Raw genomic sequence first — 17,933 nt, forward strand, 5'->3', positions numbered from 1 at the left:
ATTGTGGTGATGCGACTGGCGTAATCGCGAGCAGGCTCACTCCTACAATGGATCTGCGTCCAGCCGCAAAATCTCATGCACCGCAGCCCCCTGTAGGAGTGAGCCTGCTCGCGATGAGGCCAGCAAAGCCGCCCAAAATCCGGATCAGCCTACTAGGCCAGCCTCCACCAACAACCGCTCCAGCCCCAACAAATCCGGCACCTTCGCCACCTGCTCCCCCACCTGCACCGCCGCCTGCTCCAGCGCACACAACGGCACATCGACATAACTCAACTGACTGTCCAGCTTGTACGAACGCGGTATCCCCTGCACCAGCAGGGCAATGAATTTCAATTCAGGCAAACCACCCAAGGCATTCAAGATCACAATCCGCGCCCGTTCGCCGATGACGATTTTCTGTCCGCACGCCGATTCGAAACTGATCAGCGGAATCTGCCGCTCACGCCACGTCACCCGGCCCAGGTACCACGGTGGGGTATCGAGGTCGAAAGCGCTGGCCTGGTAGTCGATCAGCTCGGCGATCGCGACGTTGGGCAGGATCAGGTTGCGATCGGCCAGCGGCAGCAGCAGCCCGGTAAGCTGGCCGGTGCGCGGGTTGTGCCGGTGTTCATGCATGTTTCTTGCTCCACTGGGCAATGCTCTCCAGCAACACCGACTCCTGATACGGCTTGCCGAGGTAGTCGTTGACGCCGATGGCCATGGCGCGGTCGCGGTGTTTCTGCCCGGTGCGCGAGGTGATCATGATGATCGGCAGATGTTGCAGGCGTTCATCGTTGCGCACCTGGGTGGCGACTTCGAAGCCGTCCATGCGCGGCATTTCGATGTCGAGCAGCATCAGATCGGGCATGTGCTCTTCAAGCAGCAGCATCGCATCGACACCGTCCTTGGCGGTCAGCACGTTCATGCCGTGGCGCTCAAGCAAACGGCTGGTGACCTTGCGCACCGTCACCGAGTCATCGACGACCATGATCAGCAGCGGCTTGTGCGGTTCGCTGTCGATCTCCGTGCGCGCCGGCTCTTGCGAAAGACGCGCCTGCATCGCCCGGATCGGGGCGAGCAGATCCAGAATCAGCACCACGCGGCCATCGCCGAGAATCGTCGCCCCCGACACCCCCTGCACCGCAGCGAACTGCGGGCCGAGGCTCTTGACCACGATCTCGCGGGTGCCGGCCATGGAGTCGACCAGCACCGCGATGTGGCGATCGTTGTAATGCACCAGCAGCACCGGCAACGGCAGGTTCTGCCCGAGCAGTTTCGGCCGTGGCGCAGTCTTCAGCAGCTCGCCCAGATAGCACAGTTCATAACGCTGGCCACCGTATTGATAGCTTGGGGGATCGTGACGGAAGTGCCCTTCCAGATCATTCGGCAACACGCGCACGATGCCTTCGATGGTGTTCAGCGGAATCGCGTATTGATCCTCGCCACACTGCACCATCAGCGCGCGGTTGACCGACACGGTGAAGGGCAGGCGAATGCGAAAATGCACGCCCTGCCCCGGCACTGAATCGATGCTCATGCTACCGCCGAGCTGACGCACTTCTTCGTGGACCACGTCCATGCCGACGCCACGCCCGGAAATCTGGGTGATCTTTTCCGCCGTGGAGAAGCCCGGCTGGAGGATGAATTGCAGGACATCGCGGTCGCTGATCTCGGCATCGGGCGCCAGCAGACCGCGCTTGATCGCCTTGCGCCGCACGGCTTCCAGCGGCACCCCGGCGCCGTCGTCGCGGATGTCGAAAACCATGTCGCCGCCCTCGCGAGACAGATCGAGGCTGATCTGTCCTTGCGCCGGTTTGCCCGCCGCCAGCCGCACCTCGGCAGATTCCAGGCCATGGTCGACGGCGTTGCGCAGCATGTGTTCCAGCGGCGCGGCCATGCGTTCGAGGACATTACGATCCATCTCGCCATCGGCATTGCCGACAACAAACGCAACATCCTTGCCCAGCTCTTCAGCGACCTGACGAACGATGCGTTTCAGACGCGGGACCATGCGTTCGAACGGCACCATGCGCGTGCGCATCAGGCCTTCCTGCAGCTCGGTGTTGATCCGTCCCTGCTGCTGCAGCAGGTTCTCCGCATCGTGGTTGCGGCGGTCGAGGGTTTCCTTGAGGTCGAGCAGGTCCGAGGCCGATTCGAACAATGCCCGCGACAGTTGCTGCAACTGCGAATGGCGGTCCATTTCCAGCGGATCGAAATCTTCGTAACCGAGGCGCTCACCGTCGACTTGCTGACGGCTGAGAATCCGCCCCTGGGTTTCCGTGTCGAGGCGGCGCAGTTGATCGCGCATACGTTCGATGGTGGTTTCCATCTCGTTCAGGGCAATCTGCGCATCGTTGACCTGCTGCTCGATCCGCCCGCGAAAGATCGACGTTTCACCGGCCAGATTGACCAGCTCATCGAGCAGTTCGGAAGACACCTTGACCATGTCCGCGCCAGTATCGGCACTCGGTGGCGCAGCCTCAGGCTTGGCCACAGGCAATGGTGCAGGCGCTGGCGGCGCTTCAACCTGCACCGGGTGACTGAAATTCTGGATCGCGTTGATCAGCCGATCGGCCGGTGGGCACGGCTGCCCGGCGCGCACGCCATCGAGCATTTGCGCCAGTCGGTCATGGCCGCGCTGCACCAACGCGAACAGTTCGGCAGAGGGTTGCAGCGCACCGGTAGAGAGGCTTTCGTAGAGAAATTCCAGCTCATGGGCGAGGTCGCCGATCGGGCCGATTTCGACCATTCGCGCGCCGCCCTTGAGGGTGTGCAGATCGCGCAGCAGGGTTTCGACTTCCTGGCGGTTGCCCGGCTCGGCCTGCCAGCGCAGCAGTGCAGCGCCGGAGCTTTCGATGATGTCGAAGCCTTCTTCGAGGAAGATCTCCAGCAACTCCGGGTCGTGCCCGGCGTTGTCGTGCTCGGTTGGCGCTGGGGCAGCTTCGCTGGCGGCCTGGCCCTGACGCAGCTGACGGATGGCGTCGATCAGATCCTGCGCCGGGGTCAGCGCTTGATGCGCTTGCAGTTGCTCGAGCATCAGCGCCAAGCGTTCATGACTCTGCTGCAGCAACCCTTCGAGCGCGGCGCTGTGGTTGTAGCGTCGATCGACCAGGCCTTCGTAGAGGTTTTCCAGTTCCAGGGCGAGGTCACCTACGGCCTCGACTTCGGCCATGCGCGCACCGCCCTTCAGCGTGTGCAAGTCGCGCTGTAACGACGACAGCGGCGCGCTGTTGTCCGGATCCTTGAGCCAGCGCTGCAAGGCTTGTCCGGCGCTGTCGAGGATGTCCACCGCCTCTTCGAGGAAGATTTCAACGATCTCGTCGTCCGGTTCGAGCGCGGCAGCCGATTGCTGCAATTGGGCGGTGGCGCTGCCCAGTTCGCGAATGTCCAGGGTGCGGCTGCCATCGCTGCGGATCAGGCCCATCGACGCCGGGTCGAGGCCTTCGTCGAGCAGTTCCTGCAAGGCGCGGATCCGCTCCGGCTGCGGGGTGATTTCCTGGCCGGCGGCGAGTTCGTCGAGCATGTTGATCAGCGCTTCGTGGGCCAGTTGCGCTTCGTGGAAAAACCGCTCGCTGACCGCCAGACTGCTTTCTTCCACCGCGCCATACAGGTCGAGCAAGGCTTCGCATAAACCGTCGACCGGTAGCAGATCGGCAAGGTGCGCGCCTTCGCCGAGGGTGGTCAGTTCATCGAGCAAGGCACTGAGTTCCTGGCGCTCGCCGGGGTGCTGCTGCCAGCGCTGCAAGAGGTTTTCGGCGTCGAGCAGGATGTCCATGCCCTGGGCGAGGAAGTTGTTGATCAGTTGCGGATCGCGCTTGAGGCGCAAGCCGCTTTCAGCGCTATCGGAGCTGGCTTGCAGGCGTTCGGCGAGCAGCGCGTCGGTGCGTTTGATCAGCGACTGCGCACCGACAATCGGCGCCAGCGGATCGTGCTTGATCTGACGCAGGCCGACACGGAACAGGCCTTCGGCTTCGAGCAGCAATTCGACCTCGTCCAGGTCCAGCGGCAACTGATGCGCCTTGAACTCGCGGGCCAGTTGATCGAGTGACGCGGCAAGTTCGGCCATCGGCAATACGCCGGCCATCGAGGCACTGCCCTTGAGCGTGTGCAGCGCGCGTTGCAGCTCGTCGCTGGCCGGCAACGGCACGTGCTCGGCGGCTTGATCGAGGAAGCGGTTGAGGCTGGCGAGGTGGGTTTCGGCCTCCTTGCGGAAGATTTCCAGCAGCAGCGGGTCCAGCGCGGCGACGTCGTCGGTGTCTTCGGCGGCCAGCGGTTCATCGCCCTTGGCCAGCGCGTGGGCGCGGGCGGCGAGCTGGTCGACATCGCTGCGCTGGCGTTGGCGCTGGGTGGCGAATTCGTTGATCAGCTCGGGCAGCAGCAACAGCGTGTCGCCGAGCAATTGGCGCAGCACGGCGCCGGGTTCGACGCTTTGCTCAAGCACGCGGTTGAGCAGGTTTTCCACCGCCCAGGCCAGTTCGCCGAGGACCAATGCGCGAACCATGCGCCCGCTGCCCTTCAAGGTGTGGAAGGCCCGGCGCAGTTCAGTCAACGCGGCGCGGTCCTGCGGATTGGCGGTCCAGCGCGGCAGGTATTCGTGGAGCACTGCGAGGACTTCGTCGGTCTCTTCGAGGAACACTTCGCGCAGCTCATCGTCGACCGGTTCTTCATCGGCCGGCGGCGGCATCAGGCTGTCGGGGGTATTGCGCGCCGGCGGGTTGAGCGCCGACACCGGGCTGGCCAGCACCTCGGCCAGTGACTGCACCACTTGAGGGTCGTCGAGGGTTTGCAGGCCTTGCATGACCTGCGCTTCGTCAGGGCTGAGCACTTCATCAAGCACCGGCACCTGCGCTTCGCCGGGCTGCTCGCTGGGAAAGAAGCCAAGGCTGGCGAGGCTGTTCTGCGCGACATCGAGCAGATGTTCGGCGGGTACTTGCGGATCGTCGCTCAGGCGTTCGAGGTAATACTCGAGGCTGCTGATCGCATCGGCCAGATGATCGAGTTGCTCCCAGCCCGGTTCGTGAGCATCGAGCATCAAATGCTCGCGAATGAAGCCGTTGCAGGCCTCGACCAGACTCGCCGCCCGTGGCAGTGGAATCATCGCCAGCGCGCCGCGCACCTGGGTCAGCAGGTCGGGCAGCGCTTGCAAATGCTGGCGGTCCCAATCGGCGTCGATGTAGTCGACGATCATGTCCTTGGCCTGTTGCAGGCAGATGCGCGCTTCCTTGATCACAATCTGGTGGATCTGCGTCAGGTCGGTGGTCGGCAGGCGCGCATCGTCGGCGCTTTGCGTCTCCACCGTGCCGACCATGCCGGCCAGCGTCGCTTCGACGTAAAGCAAGGCCCCGGCGACGTCCATGAGGATCGCGTCGTTCGGTTCGCGCTGGCCCTGAGCGAGGCTGAGCACCACCGCCAATTGGTCGATGATGACTTTGCGCGGCTGGCCGAAACCCAGCACCGCGAGGGTGTCGGCAATCTGCCGTAGCGGCGCGAGCAGGCTGTCCAGATCCGAGGCGTGCTGGCGGTCGCTGCGCACGAACAGATCGAGGCGTTCCTTGACCCGCACCAGCTCTTCGCACAGCGCCGCCAGTACCGAGCGCATGGCATCGCGGTCGGGGCCGGCGAGGCGCGCGCGTTCTTCATCGACCATCGCGCTGTCGGGCAACGCGTCGTCCAGGGAGTAGCGATCTTTCATGGTCAGCATCTGCCCGGTGGGATGTTCGGCTTTGGCAATATAGAACAACAGGCTTTTCAGCAGCTCGGCCGGCGCCGGTTGATCGAGCCCGACGATGCCCTGCTCGAGCAGGCGCTTGAGCTCTTTGTCGGCGTCCTTGAACAGGCTGCGCAGCGCCGGACTGTTGGCGATTACGCCCTCGCGCATGCCCTCGACCAACGCCGAGGCGACCTGCCACAACGGGCTCAACGGCGCGTCGCCGCTCAACGCTTCCAGGCGAACAAAGACCTTGGCCAGATAATCGAGGTGCGTCTGGTCATCCTGTTCGCGCAGCAGACCGACCAGGGCCATTTGCAGCATCTGCCGCAGTTTGCGCAGCACGTTTGGCAGCTCGGGCGGTTCCAGTGCAGCGAGTGCTTCGTCGCCGAGCGGCGCCAGCTCGGGCAGTGGCGGGCTGAACAGGCTGGTTTCCGCCCGCAGGCGTTCACCACGGCCGCTGCGCCGGGCGCTGGTCAGCGGCAACACCACCAGCGGCAGGTCACGGCGGGGGCCTTTCACGCGGGCGAGGGACGCCGGCAATTGCCCCCGCGCCTGCAGCATCAGGGGCAAGGCTTCGTCGCGGTGCGGCACGCGATCATGTAGCAGTGCTTCGACCAACTGCTCCATTTCCTCGGCGAGCAATGCCGCGCCGTAGAACTCGACCATTTGCAGACTGCCGTGGACCTGATGAATGTACGCCAGGCATTCGTCCAGCCCGGGGAGGGCCTGCGGATCGTCGAGCACGGCTTCGATCGCCTGATGCGCGAGCTTCAGCGTTTCGGCAATTTCGCCCTTGACCCACTCCAGGGCCACATAGTCGTGCCGATCACCCATAACCACTCCACTCACGCTTTATCTGTCGCCGCCGGCAAGGTGAAACCGGACACCGAACGGCGCAACTGACTGGCCATTTTCGCCAGGTTGCCGATGCTCTCGGCGGTGGCCGTGGAGCCCGACGAAGTCTGCGAAGTGATCTGCTGGATCACGTTCATGGTCAGCGAGATCTGCCCCGCCGAGGACGTCTGCTGCTGCGCCGCGTTGGAAATGCTCTGGATCAGCGCCGCGAGGGTCTTGGAGACGCCTTCGATTTCTTCCAGGGCCACACCGGCATCCTGCGCCAGTCGCGCGCCGCGCACCACTTCGGTGGTGGTCTGTTCCATGGAAATCACCGCTTCGTTGGTGTCGGCCTGAATCGCCCGCACCAGTGTTTCGATCTGCCGGGTCGCGGCGGACGAACGTTCGGCCAGCCGCTGCACTTCGTCGGCAACCACGGCAAAACCGCGCCCGGCATCACCGGCCATCGATGCCTGGATCGCTGCGTTGAGGGCGAGGATGTTGGTCTGGTCGGCGATGTCATCGATCAGGCTGACGATGTCGCCGATCTCCTGAGAGGACTCGCCGAGGCGCTTGATGCGCTTGGCGGTGTCCTGAATCTGCTCGCGGATGTTGTCCATGCCGTGGATGGTGTTGTGCACCACCTCGTTGCCCTTGTTGGCGATTTCCACGGAGCGCTCGGCCACCGCCGACGATTCGGCAGCGTTGGCCGAAACCTGATCGATGGACTCGGCCATGTCGCTGATCGCCGTCGAAGCTTCGGAAATCTGCTGGGCCTGTTGCTCAGACGCTTGGGCCAGATGCATGGCGGTGGCCTGGGTTTCCTGCACGGCAGCGGCAACCTGGCCGGCGGTGAGGTTGATGGTCGCCACCAGATCGCGCAACTGGTCGACGGAATAGTTGATCGAGTCGGCGATGGTGCCGGTGAAGTCTTCGGTCACCGAAGCGGTGACGGTGAGGTCGCCATCGGCAAGGTCTTCGATCTCGTCGAGCAGGCGCATGATCGCGTTCTGGTTGCGCTCGTTCTTCTCGGCAGTCTCGCGCAACTGGCGATTGGTTTCGCGCACCATGACCAGGCCGATGAGGATGATCGAGGCCAGTGCCAGCAAGCCCAGCACATAGCCGCCAATGGTGTCGGTGTTGCGCCCGCCGGCGAGATTTTCGAAACCGGTGGCCAGGTGCGAGGCTTCATCGAGCAGGGTTTGCGACAGGGTGAAGATGTTGCTCGCCGATTCGCGGACCTTGAACAGCTCCGGCGAGGTTTCGAGGATCTCGTCCACCGAGCCGGAAACGAACTGGAACAGCTCGGAGATTTCGCTCAAACGCGCACGGGCGTCGCGGTCTTCGACCTGGCTGATTTTCAGCGCCGGGTTGCCCTGCAACATGCCGTTGAGCACCAGACCGAAACGCGCCGCATCACGGCCAAAGGCATCGGCGGCCTGCTGCGAATTTTCGTCACCGGCGAGCACGGTGTTGACCGCGCCAAGGATGCGTTCGGCCAGCAACGATTGCCGTTGCGCCATCGCCACCTGCGCCGCCGGGGCGCCGCGCTGGAGCAGGATTTCCACGACTTTTTCGTATTCGATCTGCAACTGCGGCACGGTTTCGGCCAGCGTCGCGGCGACCTGATGCAGCGACAGCACGGTCTGTTCGCTGCTGAGGATCGCATCGGTGTTTTTCAGCAGGCGCTCCCAGTCCATTTGCACCGCGCGCATTTCCGGGCGCACGGCGACGGGTGCCGGCGGCAGGCCGGTGTTCGGGTCACCTTTCTTCAGGTAACCCCAGCGCTGGGCGAAATCGTTGCGCGCATCGCTGAGCAGTTTGAAGGCGGCCGCCTTGCCCGCCGCCGCTTCGGTGGCGTTCTTGGCAATGCGTTGCGAGAGCACCCGCAGTTCACCGGCGTGGCCGATGTACTGCTTGTCGTAGTTCGCCTGGGTGTTGAGGTACGCGAAGTTGGCGAACAGCAGCATGATGAACACGATCAGTGCGATAAACAGCACGATGATCTGTGCGCGACTGCGCGATGCTTCTGCCGACTTGCCTGTTTTTGCTTTTGTCATCGGTCCTCGCCTGTTTGAAGCTCGCCCGTTGAAACTGTAGGAGTGAGCCTGCTCGCGATTGAACGATAACGCGGTGTGCTTGATACACCGCGGCGCCTGAATCGCGAGCAGGCTCACTCCTACAAGGGATCTGTGTTGTGACGGCTATATTGCGACACCCATGAACACCGGGGATTTGGCCAGTGCGAACAGGCTGAACACCCGCCAGTTCTGCTCGCGGCGGAAATAGCCTTTGACGAACTCGGCCTTGGAGCCCTGGCGCTTGCTGATCGACAGCGGCTCGAAACTGCCCTGCTCGAAATGCTGCAAACCGATGACCTCGTCAACCATCACCCCGGCGAACACGTCTTCGTGTTCCACCACCAATACCCGCCGCTGTTTGCGCAGCGGCGACAGCTCGTGGCCGAAGAACCCGCACAGGTCCATGATCGGCAGCAACCGCCCGCGCAAGTTGGCCACACCCTTGACCCACGGTTTGACCCCGGGCAACTGGGTGAAGCGCGGTTCATGCAGGACTTCGCTGACTTCGCCCATCGGCGCCACATACCAATGCTCGCCGAGGCGAAAGCCGATGCCGCTCCAGCGATCCGGGCGCGCCGCTTGCGAGGGCAGGTCCGCCGCCAGCAGGCGGCAGCGCTGGTCGATCTGCCAGAGCAGTTCGAACGCGGTCAGCGATTCGCTCATGATTGCGCGCTCAGCCTTTGAGCACGTTGTTCAGGGTCTTGATCAGGGTGTCTTCGTCGACCGGTTTAGTCAGGTAATCCTTGGCGCCCTGACGGGTGCCCCAGACCTTGTCGGTTTCCTGATCCTTGGTGGTGATGATGATCACCGGGATGTGCGCGGTGTCGGCATCCTTGGTCAGTTGCCGGGTCGCCTGAAAACCATTGAGGCCGGGCATGACGATGTCCATCAGCACGGCGTCGGGTTTTTCCTGACGGGCCAGGGCCACGCCGTCGGCGCCGTTCTCGGCCTTGAGCACTTCATGGCCGTGCTTTTCGAGCATGCCGGTGAGTTTGTACATTTCAGTCGGCGAATCATCGACGATCAGGATACGTGCCATGGTCTTCCCCATTTTTCTGGTCGACTGCCGGCCCGCTGGCCGAGCGTCACTGTGCGTGTCTTACTGCGGCAAAACGGCGGCGAAGCCCGGAACATGGGCCTGGATCGCGTTGAGCAGTTCTTCTTTGCTGAACGGTTTGGTCAGAAACTGATCAGAGCCGACAATCCGCCCCTTGGCCTTGTCGAACAAACCGTCCCTGGACGACAGCATGATCACCGGCGTCGCCTTGAAAGCGCTGTTGTTCTTGATCAGGGCACAGGTCTGATAACCATCCAGACGCGGCATCATGATGTCGACGAAGATGATCCCGGGATGGTGGTCGGCAATCTTCGCCAGCGCATCGAAACCGTCGATGGCGGTGATCACTTCGCAACCGACGTTCTTCAACAATGTTTCGGCGGTGCGACGAATCGTTTTCGAGTCGTCGATCACCATGACCTTCAAGGCGCTGGACTGCTGTTCCATAAGAGGGTTCTACCGTCGCCTTTGCGAATCAAATTGTCCGATTTACTGTGAATAATGGCCTGAAACCCTTGATAGCCAAGGGCCGGCGCGATCTGCCAGCCTTTTTAGCACAGTCTCCAGATGCAATCTATCGACGGGTTTTTCCTTGACCCGAAACCCGCCCGGCGCCACTCTGGCGGCACTTTTTCAATACCGATCCGGTAGCCAAATTTCGAGGAAAACCCAATGAGCGTTCGCGTCGGGATTGTCATGGACCCTATCGCCAGCATCTCCTATAAAAAGGATAGCTCGCTGGCCATGCTGCTGGCCGCGCAGAAGCGCGGCTGGGAACTGTTCTACATGGAACAGAAAGACCTGTATCAGGCCGAGGGCCAGGCGCGGGCGCGGATGAGCCCGCTGAAAGTCTTCGCCAACCCGGACAAGTGGTTCGAACTGGACGCCGAGCAGGACAAGCTGCTGAGCGACCTGGACGTGATCCTGATGCGCAAGGATCCGCCGTTCGACATGGAATTCGTTTACTCCACCTACCTGCTGGAACAGGCCGAAGCCGCCGGCGTGCTGGTGGTGAACAAGCCGCAGAGCCTGCGCGACTGCAATGAAAAGCTGTTCGCCACGCTGTTCCCGCAGTGCACGCCGCCAACCATCGTCAGCCGTCGCCCGGATGTACTGCGCCAGTTCGCCGATCATCACGGCGACGTGATCCTCAAGCCGCTGGACGGCATGGGCGGTTCGTCGATCTTCCGCCACACCGCCGGCCACCCGAACCTCTCGGTGATCCTCGAAACCCTGACCCTGCACGGCAAGCAGCAGATCATGATTCAGGGTTACCTGCCGGCGATCGTCGATGGCGACAAGCGCATCCTGATGATCGATGGCGAGCCGGTGGATTACTGCCTGGCGCGAATCCCGGCAATGGGCGAAACCCGTGGCAACCTCGCCGCCGGTGGCCGTGGCGAAGCCCGTCCGCTGACCGAGAAGGATCGCTGGATCGCCGCCCAGGTCGGCCCGACCCTCCGCGAGAAAGGCCTGCTGTTCGTCGGCCTCGATGTGATCGGCGAGCATCTGACCGAAATCAACGTCACCAGCCCGACCTGCATCCGCGAAATCGACAATGCGTTTGGCACTGACATCGGTGGCATGCTGATGGATGCGATCGATAAAAAGCTGCACGCGGCCGGCAAAAAGCCAAAAGCCTGATGCACGTCACATGCAGTCTGTCGCTTGAAGCGTGAAGCCCAAGGCGCGAAACCAACATTGCGTTATCATGCGCAGCCTCTGAAAAACGCGATGTTGGTTTTCTTGTCATGACCCTCCCGTCCGATCTGCCCGCTGAACTCGCCCATCGTGGCGTGCGCCCGGCCGATCGCCTCGGTTTTACCCTGTTTCTGGCGGCGCTGATTCATTTGGCGCTGCGGCTGGGCGTCGGCTTCACGATGGTCGAGCCGCAGCAGATCAGCAAAACCCTGGAAATCACCCTCGCCACGTTCAAGACCGAGAAGAAGCCGGAGAAGGCAGATTTTCTCGCTCAGGAAAACCAGGAAGGCAGTGGCACGCTGGACAAGAAAGCCCTGCCCAAGACCACTGAAGTCGCGCCTTTCCAGGACAATCAGGTCAAAAAGGTCACCCCGCCACCCGCGGCCAAGCCAGAGGTGCAGGAAGCCGCACCGAAGGCAGCGGTGACTACGGTAGCGCCGAAACCGAAGAAAGCGCCGACCAAGAAAGAAGAAAGCAAAACCGAGGTCAAACCGACCGTCGACGCGCCGGCGTTCGACAGTTCGCAGCTGTCCAGCGACATCGCCAGCCTCGAGGCGGAACTGGCCAAGGAACAACAGCTGTACGCCAAGCGCCCGCGCATCCACCGCTTGAGCGCGGCGTCGACCATGCGCGACAAGGGCGCCTGGTACAAGGACGACTGGCGCAAGAAGGTCGAGCGCATCGGCAACCTCAACTACCCCGAAGAAGCACGGCGCAAGCAGATCTACGGCAATTTGCGCCTGATGGTCTCGATCAACCGCGACGGCTCGCTGTATGAAGTGCTGGTGCTGGAGTCCTCCGGCCAGCCGCTGCTCGATCAGGCCGCGCAACGCATCGTCCGCCTGGCCGCGCCGTTTGCACCGTTTACCGGCGATCTGTCGGATATCGATCGTCTGGAAATCATCCGCACCTGGAAATTTGCCCGGGGCGACAAGCTCTCGAGCAACTGACACACCACATACCCCCTGTAGGAGTGAGCCTGCTCGCGATAGCGGTATGTCAGAACCTGAACATTTGACTGACACCCCGCTATCGCGAGCAGGCTCACTCCTACAGTTGATCGGTGTGTTGCTTACATCTCCGGCTTGTCAGTTCGCCCCCCGAACGCCACACTAGCGCTCATGAAAAACGTCAGCCCCACCTACCTCAAGCATCACTTCCTGATCGCCATGCCACACATGGCCGACCCGAACTTTGCCCATACCTTGACCTACATCGTCGAGCACACGGCCAATGGCGCGATGGGGCTGGTGGTCAACAGGCCGCAAGAGTTGAACCTGGCCGACATCCTCGAACAGTTGCGCCCGGACATCGAGCCGCCGGCGCGCTGCCAGAATGTGCCGATCTTCATCGGCGGCCCAGTGCAGACCGATCGCGGTTTTGTCCTGCATCCAGCAGGCAAAACCTTCCAGGCCACCGCGCAACTGGACAGCGATCTGGCCCTGTCGACGTCGCAGGACGTGCTGTTCGCCATCGCTGACGGCGTCGGCCCCGCGCAGAGCCTGATCACCCTCGGCTACGCCGGTTGGGAAGCCGGGCAACTGGAAGCCGAACTGGCCGACAATGCCTGGCTGACCTGCCCGTTCAACGCCGACATCCTCTTCAATACCCGCAGCGAATTGCGTCTCGAAGCGGCGGCGCGGCACCTGGGCATCGACCTCAACCTGCTCACCAGTCAGGCAGGTCACGCCTGATGGCCCTGCGCCTGATTCTCGGTTTCGACTACGGCACCAAACAGATCGGCGTCGCGGTCGGCCAGGTCATCACCGGCCAGGCCCGCGAGCTGTGCACCCTGAAGGCGCAAAACGGCGTGCCGAACTGGGATCAGGTCGAAGCGCTGATAAAAGAATGGAAACCCGACGCCGTGGTGGTCGGCCTGCCGTTAAACATGGACGGCACGCTCAGCGAGATGTGCGTGCGCGCCGAGAAGTTCGCCCGCCGCCTCAACGGCCGCTACAACCTGCCCTTCTATACCCACGACGAACGCCTGACCACCTTCGAAGCCAAAGGCGAGCGACTGGTGCGTGGCGGGCAGAAAGGCAGTTACCGCGACAACCCGGTGGACGCCATCGCCGCCGCCCTGCTGCTGCAGGGCTGGCTCGATGAAAACACCGCATTGTTTGAATCCTGACAAGCGCTTCGGCGCTTTTCTTTTGGTTATAAACCGAGCTTCGTCCGGCAGGACGCAGCGCGGATTCACGAAGGAGCAACCATGAGCCTGCCCAATCCCGCCGATCTGATTAGCCAGATGGCGACCCGCCTCAAGGCGCACCTTGCCCAGCGTGACATCAACGAACCGCGTTACATCGGCATCCGCACCGGCGGCATCTGGGTCGCGCAGGCGCTGCTCAAGGAACTGAACAGCGATGCGCCACTGGGCACGCTGGATGTGTCCTTCTACCGCGACGATTTCAGCCAGAACGGCCTGCACCCGCAAGTGCGCCCGTCCGCCCTGCCCTTCGAGATCGAAGGCCAGCATCTGGTGCTGATCGACGACGTGCTGATGAGCGGTCGCACCATCCGCGCGGCGATGAACGAATTGTTCGATTACGGCCGCCCGGCCAGCGTCACTCTGGTCTGCCTGCTGGATCTGGACGCCGGTGAGCTGCCGATCCGCCCGAACGTGGTCGGCGCCACTCTGGCCCTGGCCGGCAACCAGCGGGTCAAGCTGTCCGGCCCCGAGCCGCTGAGCCTCGAACTGCAAGACGTCACCCTTTAATCCGCCCTATTGAGAGTCCCCCTCGCGATGACGCCTCTAGATACCAAGCGCCCGCTGCAGCTCAATGATCAGGGCCAGCTGCGCCACTTCCTCTCGCTCGACGGCTTGCGCCGCGAGTTGCTGACGGAAATCCTCGACACTGCCGACTCGTTCCTCGAAGTCGGTGCCCGGGCGGTGAAGAAAGTCCCGTTGCTGCGCGGCAAGACCGTGTGCAACGTGTTCTTCGAAAACTCCACGCGCACCCGCACCACTTTCGAGCTGGCGGCCCAGCGGCTGTCGGCGGACGTGATCACCCTGAACGTGTCGACATCGTCGGCGAGCAAGGGCGAAACGTTACTCGATACCCTGCGCAACCTTGAGGCCATGGCCGCCGACATGTTTGTCGTGCGCCACGGCGACTCCGGTGCGGCGCACTTCATCGCCGAGCATGTCTGCCCGCAAGTGGCGATCATCAACGGCGGTGACGGCCGACACGCGCACCCGACGCAAGGCATGCTCGACATGCTCACCATCCGTCGGCACAAGGGCGGTTTCGAAAACCTCTCGGTGGCGATCGTCGGCGACATCCTGCATTCGCGGGTGGCGCGCTCGAACATGCTCGCGCTGAAAACCCTCGGCTGCCCGGATATCCGCGTGATCGCGCCGAAAACCCTGCTGCCGATCGGCATCGAGCAATACGGCGTCAAGGTCTACACCGACATGGCCGAAGGCCTGAAAGACGTCGACGTGGTGATCATGCTGCGCCTGCAACGTGAGCGCATGACCGGCGGCCTGCTGCCGAGCGAGGGCGAGTTCTACCGCCTGTTCGGTCTGACCACCGCGCGTCTGGCCGGGGCCAAACCGGATTGCATCGTCATGCACCCGGGGCCGATCAACCGGGGTGTGGAGATCGAATCGGCGGTGGCCGACGGCCCGCACTCGGTGATCCTCAATCAAGTGACCTACGGCATCGCGATTCGCATGGCCGTGCTGTCCATGGCCATGAGCGGGCAGACTGCCCAGCGCCAATTCGAGCAGGAGAACGCCCAGTGAAGCTCAGCATTCTCGGCGCACGCGTCATCGATCCCAGCAGCGGCCTGGATCAAATCACCGATATCCACGTTGAAGCCTGCAAGATCGTCGCCCTCGGCGCCGCGCCGGCGGGTTTCAGCGCAGTAGAAACCATCGATGCCCAAGGCCTGGTCGCCGCGCCTGGCCTGGTCGATCTCAACGTTGCCCTGCGCGAGCCGGGTTACAGCCGCAAAGGCTCGATCGTCAGCGAAACCCGCGCCGCCGCTGCCGGTGGCGTCACCAGTCTGTGCTGCCCACCGAAGACCAGACCGGTGCTCGACACTTCTGCCGTGGCCGAACTGATCCTCGACCGCGCCCGTGAAGCCGGCAACACCAAGGTGTTCCCGATCGGCGCACTGAGCAAAGGTCTGGACGGTGAGCAACTGGCCGAACTGGTGGCCCTGCGTGACGCCGGTTGTGTGGCGTTCGGCAACGGTCTGGAGAGTTTCCGCAACAGCCGCACCCTGTGCCGGGCGCTGGAATATGCGGCGACGTTTGACCTGACGGTGATTTTCAACTCGCAGGATCACGATCTGGCCGAGGGCGGTCTGGCCCACGAAGGCGCGGTCGCCAGTTTCCTCGGCCTGCCGGGAATTCCGGAAACCGCCGAAACCGTAGCGCTCGCCCGTGACCTGCTGCTGGTCGAGCAGACCGGTGTGCGTGCGCACTTCAGCCAGTTGACCAGTGCTCGCGGCGTTGCCCTGATCGCGCAGGCCCAGGCCCGTGGCTTGAAGGTGACGGCGGATGTCGCGCTGTATCAGTTGATTCTGACTGACGAAGCGCTGATCGACTTCAACAGCCTCTATCACGTGCAACCGCCGCTGCGCACCCGCGCCGACCGCGATGGCCTGCGTGAAGCGGTGAAGTCCGGGGTGGTTTCGGCCATCTCCAGCCATCACCAGCCCCACGAGCGCGACGCCAAACTGGCGCCGTTCGGCGCCACCGAGCCGGGCATCAGCAGCGTTGAGTTGCTGCTGCCCCTGGCGATGACCCTGGTCGAGGATGGCTTGCTCGATCTGCCGACGCTGCTGGCACGCCTGAGCGCAGGCCCGGCCGGAGCGTTGCGCCTGCCGGCGGGCAAGCTGGCGGTAGGAGGGGCGGCGGATATCGTGCTGTTCGATCCGAAAGCATCGACGGTTGCCGGTGAACACTGGCTGTCGAAGGGCGAGAACTGCCCGTTCATCGGGCACAGTTTGCCGGGTGTCGTTCGCTATACGCTGGTGGATGGGCGGATTACGCACCAGGCTTGATAGCCAGTTGACCCCCTCGCGAGCAGGCTCGCTCCCACAGGTTTTGCGGTGATTCCTGTGGGAGCGAGCCTGCTCGCGAAAGCTTACTGGAAGGCGCCGCGATTCTGCGCGTTACGCACCGACACCTGATCGTTCAGCGTCCAGAAGTCATACAGCACACCAATAAAGAACACCCCGCCGGTCAGCAGATACAGCAAGCCGCTGATCCATTTGCCCTGATACATGCGGTGTACGCCGAACACACCGAGGAAGGTCAGCAGGATCCACGCGACGTTGTACTCGATCGGCCCGGCGGCAAAACGCAGGTCGGCCTCGCGATCCATCGCCGGGATCAGAAACACGTCGATGAGCCAGCCAATCCCCAGCAAACCGAAGGTGAAGAACCAGATCGTCCCGGTCACCGGCTTGCCGTAATAAAAGCGGTGCGCACCCGTGAATCCGAAAATCCACAGCAGGTAGCCGATGACTTTGCTGTGAGTGTCTTTTTCTTTCACGCGGGGTAGCTGATAGCTGTTCATTAAGACCTCATTGCACTCGATAGATAAATATTCTTCATTTCTTTGTGACTTTTTTACAGGTGGCCGACGTATGGCAAATGTTACCGTTGCTAGCGCGAAACCCTTGTAGAACCTGACTTCTGTCGGACAATTGCGTACTTTTTAAGCGTTTTTGGTTCCCTGGCCGGCGGAATGAATCGATGAACGGCCTCGGAACGGCAAAAAAAGCTGTTATAAAGTTGCGCGCTATCACTTACGAGCCACGCCTAATGCGACCATTTTTCAAGACATGGCTGACTATTTGCCTATTAATGCCACTGGCCGCCCACGCCACCAATCGTGAGCAACGTCTTCCAAACGTTAACGGCTTTACCCCTAAATCCCATGCTTCGGCTCCAGCGAGCAAAAGCAGCAAGAGCAAAACCACCACGCTGAGCAGCAAGAGCCGCAGCAAACTGGTGCCACCGATGGCGAGCAAGGAAAGCAGCAATGTGCTGAGCCGTGCGGTGAACGTCCTCGGTACACCTTATCGTTGGGGCGGCAGCAGCCCAAGTAAAGGCTTCGATTGCAGCGGCTTGGTGAAATACGCGTTCAACGACGCTACGTTCGACCTGCCACGCACCTCCAACGCCATGGCCAGCGGTCACGGCGAGAAAGTCGAGCGCAAGGATCTGAAACCCGGCGACCTGATTTTCTTCAACATCAAGAGCCGTCGGGTCAACCATGTTGCCATCTACCTGGGCAACGACCGCTTCATCCACGCCCCGCGCCGTGGCAAAGCGGTGAGCATCGACACGCTGAACAAGCCGTACTGGGAAAAGCATTACGTCGTGGCCAAGCGCGTGTTGCCCAAAGAGCAACAGCAACTGCGTGTAGTCCAGCGTTAACCCACCATCAACTGTGGCGAGGGAGCTTGCTCCCGCTTGAGTGCGCAGCGCTCACAAGTTTGTGGGGCTGCTGCGCAGCCCCAACGATAAGGTGTACCGAGGACGTTCACCGCACGGCTCAGCACATTGCTGCTTTCCTTGCTCGCCATCGGTGGCACCAGTTTGCTG

The 17,933-nt window shown here is 62.4% G+C and carries 15 protein-coding genes and 1 pseudogene; 8 read left to right on the plus strand and 8 right to left on the minus strand.

Features of this window, described 5'->3' with window-relative positions; all coding sequences use genetic code 11:
• Nucleotides 1-144: 144 nt before the first annotated feature.
• From AEQ63_RS16815 to pilG, 6 genes are all read right to left on the minus strand, one after another.
• Entirely contained in the window at nt 145-615 is a 471-nt protein-coding gene (locus tag AEQ63_RS16815) for a chemotaxis protein CheW (protein ID WP_042606575.1), read from the minus strand.
• Nucleotides 608-6,523, minus strand: a complete 5,916-nt coding sequence (locus tag AEQ63_RS16820) for an Hpt domain-containing protein (protein WP_064364164.1) — start codon at nt 6,521-6,523, stop codon at nt 608-610. Before AEQ63_RS16820 ends, AEQ63_RS16815 begins: the two co-directional genes overlap by 8 nt.
• An 11-nt stretch (nt 6,524-6,534) precedes the next feature.
• A complete protein-coding gene (locus AEQ63_RS16825; RefSeq protein WP_064364165.1) occupies nt 6,535-8,583 on the minus strand; it encodes a methyl-accepting chemotaxis protein in 2,049 nt (682 codons plus the stop codon).
• Between the two features lie 144 nt (nt 8,584-8,727).
• Nucleotides 8,728-9,267 (minus strand): chemotaxis protein CheW, encoded by a 540-nt coding sequence (locus AEQ63_RS16830; protein WP_042606572.1) that lies wholly within the window; start codon nt 9,265-9,267, stop codon nt 8,728-8,730.
• Between the two features lie 10 nt (nt 9,268-9,277).
• Nucleotides 9,278-9,643, minus strand: a complete 366-nt coding sequence (gene pilH, locus AEQ63_RS16835; protein WP_039757553.1) for a twitching motility response regulator PilH — start codon at nt 9,641-9,643, stop codon at nt 9,278-9,280.
• A 60-nt stretch (nt 9,644-9,703) separates the two neighbouring features.
• A complete protein-coding gene (pilG, locus tag AEQ63_RS16840) occupies nt 9,704-10,108 on the minus strand; it encodes a twitching motility response regulator PilG (protein WP_016772743.1) in 405 nt (134 codons plus the stop codon).
• Between the two features lie 225 nt (nt 10,109-10,333).
• On the opposite strand from pilG, the gene gshB reads away from it, so the two are divergent.
• The 7 genes from gshB (at nt 10,334) to AEQ63_RS16875 (ending at nt 16,381) form a co-directional block, all read left to right on the plus strand.
• Nucleotides 10,334-11,305 (plus strand): glutathione synthase, encoded by a 972-nt coding sequence (gshB, locus tag AEQ63_RS16845; RefSeq protein ID WP_064364166.1) that lies wholly within the window; start codon nt 10,334-10,336, stop codon nt 11,303-11,305.
• A gap of 107 nt (nt 11,306-11,412) precedes the next feature.
• A complete protein-coding gene (locus AEQ63_RS16850) occupies nt 11,413-12,312 on the plus strand; it encodes an energy transducer TonB (protein ID WP_064364167.1) in 900 nt (299 codons plus the stop codon).
• A gap of 171 nt (nt 12,313-12,483) precedes the next feature.
• A complete protein-coding gene (locus AEQ63_RS16855) occupies nt 12,484-13,056 on the plus strand; it encodes a YqgE/AlgH family protein (RefSeq protein WP_064364168.1) in 573 nt (190 codons plus the stop codon).
• Entirely contained in the window at nt 13,056-13,493 is a 438-nt protein-coding gene (gene ruvX / locus AEQ63_RS16860; protein ID WP_064364169.1) for a Holliday junction resolvase RuvX, read from the plus strand. The genes AEQ63_RS16855 and ruvX overlap by 1 nt, the downstream gene beginning before the upstream one ends.
• Nucleotides 13,494-13,574: 81 nt before the next feature.
• Nucleotides 13,575-14,081: a bifunctional pyr operon transcriptional regulator/uracil phosphoribosyltransferase PyrR gene (pyrR, locus tag AEQ63_RS16865; protein WP_064364170.1), complete on the plus strand. Its 507-nt coding sequence runs from the start codon at nt 13,575-13,577 to the stop codon at nt 14,079-14,081.
• 27 nt (nt 14,082-14,108) lie between these two features.
• Nucleotides 14,109-15,113: an aspartate carbamoyltransferase catalytic subunit gene (locus AEQ63_RS16870; protein ID WP_016772736.1), complete on the plus strand. Its 1,005-nt coding sequence runs from the start codon at nt 14,109-14,111 to the stop codon at nt 15,111-15,113.
• Complete coding sequence (locus AEQ63_RS16875; protein ID WP_064364171.1) at nt 15,110-16,381, plus strand: dihydroorotase; 1,272 nt, start codon at nt 15,110-15,112, stop codon at nt 16,379-16,381. Before AEQ63_RS16870 ends, AEQ63_RS16875 begins: the two co-directional genes overlap by 4 nt.
• Before the next feature lie 83 nt (nt 16,382-16,464).
• Here AEQ63_RS16875 and AEQ63_RS16880 read toward each other — a convergent pair whose 3' ends face one another.
• Entirely contained in the window at nt 16,465-16,899 is a 435-nt protein-coding gene (locus AEQ63_RS16880) for an NINE protein (RefSeq protein ID WP_064364172.1), read from the minus strand.
• Between the two features lie 248 nt (nt 16,900-17,147).
• Between AEQ63_RS16880 and AEQ63_RS16885 the strand changes: the two genes are divergently transcribed.
• A complete protein-coding gene (locus tag AEQ63_RS16885; RefSeq protein ID WP_042606566.1) occupies nt 17,148-17,765 on the plus strand; it encodes a C40 family peptidase in 618 nt (205 codons plus the stop codon).
• Between the two features lie 77 nt (nt 17,766-17,842).
• Here the strand turns inward: AEQ63_RS16885 and AEQ63_RS28220 are convergent.
• Nucleotides 17,843-17,933: pseudogene (locus AEQ63_RS28220) on the minus strand (peptidase P60); the annotation flags it as partial.

Origin of the sequence: Pseudomonas sp. RIT-PI-o, assembly GCF_001297215.1 — a bacterium.
In the GTDB taxonomy this organism is placed as follows: Bacteria; Pseudomonadota; Gammaproteobacteria; order Pseudomonadales; family Pseudomonadaceae; genus Aquipseudomonas; species Aquipseudomonas moraviensis_A.